The sequence below is a fragment of the Armatimonas sp. genome, assembly GCF_043760365.1.
Taxonomy (GTDB): domain Bacteria; phylum Armatimonadota; class Armatimonadia; order Armatimonadales; family Armatimonadaceae; genus Armatimonas.
Map to the genome: position 1 here is coordinate 1 of NZ_JAYUPA010000600.1, position 4,287 is coordinate 4,287.

A 4,287-nucleotide genomic window follows, 5' to 3' on the forward strand; every position below is an offset into this window, starting at 1 on the left:
GATGCTTTAAAGCCCAGCCCCACCAGCACCAGCACCATGCCCACCAGAAAGAGCGGCGACTGAGCGAGCGACATACCTGCGTGTTTCGCAGTTGCCTGAAGCACTTCGGTAAGCGTGACAAGACTTGTGTAGGAAGGAGTCGTGGGGCGAAGGTCTCCTGTCTTGACCGCGAGCCCCACTGCGCCGTAGATCAGCGCGATCCCGTAGAGCAAAAAACCCGATGCAAACGCCCCCAGGAGGAAATACTTGACCGCAGCCTCTTCCGAGCGCAGCTCCCGCCGAGCGTAGCCCGCCAGGATATAGAGCGCCACGGAGAGAACTTCCAGGCCCACAAAGAGATTGATCAGATCCAGTGCGCAGGTCATCACCATCGCGCCCGCGCTCGCAAAGAGGATCAGGGCATAGAACTCGCCAAGGGGGAGTTTTTTATCTTCCAGGTAGCGCCCCGACATCCCAATCACCAGTGCCGCCACCAGACAGAGAATCAGGTTGAGCAGCGCTCCAAAGCCATCTAATGTCATGCCGGCACCAAAGAGCCGTGCCTGCGACTGGTCCGCGGCCAGTAGTTTCGCGCCCGCATCATTGGCAGAGAGCAGCGCAGGAGCGCAGGCGATACCGGCCAGGAGCAGGCCAAGCTGGCAGACCAAAGCCAGCGACTTACGGGCAGCAAATGCCTTACGGCGCAGATCCAACAACAGAACCAGCATCCCGCAGACAAGAACCACGAGCGGGGCCAGCAGCTCCCGCATATTATCCAGTGTTTCCGTCATGACTTTCTAATTGCTCCTCCCCGGGGCACCGGTTGCCTGGGGATTGCTCTCCATGGGCGCGACAAAGGCGGTTCCAGGGCTGACCAGCTCCAGAAATGGCTTGGGAAAGATCCCGAAGATAAAGACCAGTACCACCAGAAGGCTCAGGACAAGTCGAGGCGTCCCCTGAAGATCAGTCAGAGTGTGCTCCGTTCGGGCCGGTCCATAGACCACGCGTTGGAACATCCAGAGCATGTAGACGGCGGACCAGATCACCCCCGTGGTCGCCAGTGTCGCCGCTACGGGGAAGGTCTGGAACGCTCCGAGCAGGATCATGAACTCGCCGACGAACCCATTGGTCAGTGGAAGCGCCACCGAGGCGAGGGTAAGAATCAGGAAGATGCGCGAGAGCAGCGGCACACGCTCCCAGAGCCCGCCCAGGCTACGAATTTTGAGTGTCCCCGTCTGCTCCTCGATCAGGCCCAGCACTAAAAACAATCCACCAACCGTGATCCCGTGGTTGATCATCTGCAAAAGCGCACCGGCCACCCCCGTAGGAGATCCCGAGAACAGCCCCAGCACCACGTAGCCCAAGTGGCTAATAGACGAGTACGCGATCACCCGCTTCACATCGCGCTGCATCGCCGCCACGAGCGCCCCGTAGAGGATTCCGGCCACGGCAAGGCCGATAAAAATCGGAGCACAGCGCTCGGCTGCATCCGGAAAAAGGGTGATACAGAAGCGCCAGAGGCCATAGGTTCCCAGCTTGGCCATCACCCCGGAAACCAGCACGACTCCCGCCGTGGGACAAGCCGCGTAGGTATCCGGCTGCCAGGAGTGGAAGGGAAAAAGGGGAGTCTTGACCGCAAAGGCGATCCCAAACCCCAGCATTACCCACACTCCAAGGTTTCCCAGGAGCGGTGTCTTTACCAGGCCTTCCTGAATAACAATATAGTCGAAGCTCTGAAAGTGAATTCCCAGCCACAAAATCGCGGAGAGCATCACCAGCGAGCCCACTACCGTGTAGAGAAAGAACTTCATCAGGGGCTTGGTTGCTTTTTCCCCACCAAAGATCCCCACTAAAAACCAGACCGGGACCAGACAGGCCTCGAAGAAGACATAAAACAAGATCAAGTCCAGCGCGGAAAACGCCCCGATCAGGGTCGCTTCCAGCAGAAGCAACGCCCCAAAGTAGACCTTCTCTTTGCCGATAGAGAGCTTGAAAGGAGTCACAATCGCAACGGCGGAGAGCAGCGTGGTTAGTATCACAAGCAGCGCACTGATGCCATCCACGCCTACCTGGAAGCTAATTCCCAGCGCCTGAAACCACGGTGTTTTCTGCAAGGAGTTTTCGTAGAAGCCACCGGTGCCCGACGGTCCCTGGAGCAGGAAAGCGGAGATAAGAAACGCCCCCAGTGCCCCGAGACACGCGATGGGTCGCGCCACACTCCGAGGAGCGAGAGCCACCACCAGCGCTGCGAGGGCAGGCACCAGGATTAGAACTGTCAGCCAAGACATTCGCTTATTTCCCCCGTCCTAGCAGAGAGGTCAGTACCACAATCACTACCCCCAGCAGCATCGTCAGTGCGTAGCTACGGACATAGCCGTTTTGGGCGCGGGACAGCACGTTCGAGAGCCCCGTAATTCCGTTGCCCACTCCCTGCACCAGCCCATCCACGCCACGCAGATCCGCGACCCGCCAGAGCCAGGTAGCAAGCTGCCGCCCCGGCCTGACAAAAACATCATCGTAGAGTTCGTCAATGCGCCACTTGTTATAGACCAGTTGGTACCAGGCGCTCTGGCGCTGTTTTTCCGTAAGCAGCGCGCCACTCTTGGCTTTTTTGTAGGCGCTCCAGGCCCAGAGCGAGACCAGAATTGCCACCAGCCCCGAGGCCACCACGAGCATCAGCTCCGTGCTATGGCCTACTTCCAGCGCGTTGGTTTGTGTGCGCCACTCCACGTTCTCCCCAAGGAAGCTGCCAAACGTGTCGGGTAGGCTCACCCCAATCGCTTTGAGCGCGGCGGGATTCAGATAGCCTCCCAGAACCGAGAGAACCGCAAGAATCCCAAGCGGCGCGGTCATCGAGATCGGCGACTCATGGAGGTGATGCGCTTGCTCGTCGGTGCCCCGGAACTCGCCGGAGAACGTCTTGGCCATCATGCGCCACATGTAGAACGCCGTCATGGCAGAGGCGATCAGGCCACCCGCCCAGAGGAGCGGGCTCCCGCCCTTTCCTGCAAAGGCATTGACCAGGATCTCATCTTTGGAGAAGAAGCCCGCGAGCCCCGGAATTCCTGAGATTGCGAGTGTGCCGATAAACATTGTGACATAGGTGATCGGGAGCTTTTTCGTCAGCCCCCCCATCTTGCGCATGTCCTGCTCACCGCTCATGGCGTGAATCACCGAGCCCGAGCCCAGAAAGAGCAGGGCCTTGAAGAAAGCATGGGTGGTGACATGGAACATTGCCGCGCCAAACGCGCCCGTGCCGCAGGCCAAAAACATCAGCCCGAGCTGTGAGACAGTGGAGTAGGCCAGCACTTTTTTAATATCGTTCTGCGCCAGACCAATGCTCGCCGCCAGCAACGCGGTCAGCAGCCCCACAATCGCGACGACGGTCATCGCTGTGGGTGCGAGCAAAAAGAGCGTGTGTGTGCGGCAGAGCAGATAGACCCCTGCCGTCACCATGGTAGCGGCGTGGATCAGTGCCGATACAGGCGTGGGACCTTCCATCGCATCGGGGAGCCAGACATGCAGCGGGAGCTGGGCACTCTTGCCACACGCGCCGACAAAGAGCAAGATCGGCACCGTGGTCGCAACCAAATCGTAGCCACGGGCTTGCGCCCCGTCCAGGCCCGCCTTGGTCAGAATCCCATTCTCACCGTAAAACTCAAAAGTGCCAAAGTGTCGAAAGATCAGAAAGAGCGCAATGAGAAGCGCCGCATCCCCGATTCGGTTGACAATAAAGGCTTTCTTACCCGCATCCGTGGCGGACTTCTTTTCCTGCCAGAAGCCGATAAGAAGATAAGAAGCAAGGCCGACACCTTCCCAACCGACGAACATTCCCACTAAGTTGCTGCTCATTACTAGGAGCAGCATAAAAAAGACAAAGAGATTCAGGTAGGCAAAGTAGCGGCTGTAGTGTTTATCATGACTCATGTAGCCCATCGAGTAGCCGTGAATCAGTGCACCGACCCCGGTAATAATAAGCAACATGAGTGCGGTGAGTGTGTCAATAGAGAGCTTGAAGCTAACACTCAGGCTACCCGCGCCAAACCAGACAAATTCTGGGGAGAAGATTCGTTTATCCTGTGCCGCCTGCACCTGACCAAGCAGCAATAAAGAGCAGCCAAACGCAACCCAGAGCAAGAGAGTCGCCAGACCACCCGAGAGTGTCTTGGGGAGCTTTGCACCATAGAGGCCATTGATCAGAAAGCCCACTAGCGGCAGCAGCGGGACGATCCAGGGGAGAAATTCCAAGGTTATCCTCGCATCGTGTTGGTTTCGTCCACGTTGATATTATCGCGGAGCCGGAAGATC

Annotated in this window: 3 protein-coding genes; all 3 read right to left on the bottom strand. The window is 58.1% G+C overall.

Annotated features, from left to right (window positions below; all coding sequences use genetic code 11):
• The coding region (locus ACH2EH_RS13810) for an NADH-quinone oxidoreductase subunit N (protein WP_395142601.1) at positions 1-770 on the bottom strand (770 nt) is incomplete at its 3' end.
• Positions 771-776: 6 nt separating this feature from the next.
• The gene (locus ACH2EH_RS13815) at positions 777-2,267 is read right to left on the bottom strand and encodes a NuoM family protein (protein ID WP_395142603.1); all 1,491 of its coding nucleotides are present in this window, start codon (positions 2,265-2,267) and stop codon (positions 777-779) included.
• 4 nt (positions 2,268-2,271) lie between these two features.
• Positions 2,272-4,227 (bottom strand): NADH-quinone oxidoreductase subunit L, encoded by a 1,956-nt coding sequence (gene nuoL / locus ACH2EH_RS13820; RefSeq protein WP_395142605.1) that lies wholly within the window; start codon positions 4,225-4,227, stop codon positions 2,272-2,274.
• Between the last annotated feature and the right edge of the window lie 60 nt (positions 4,228-4,287).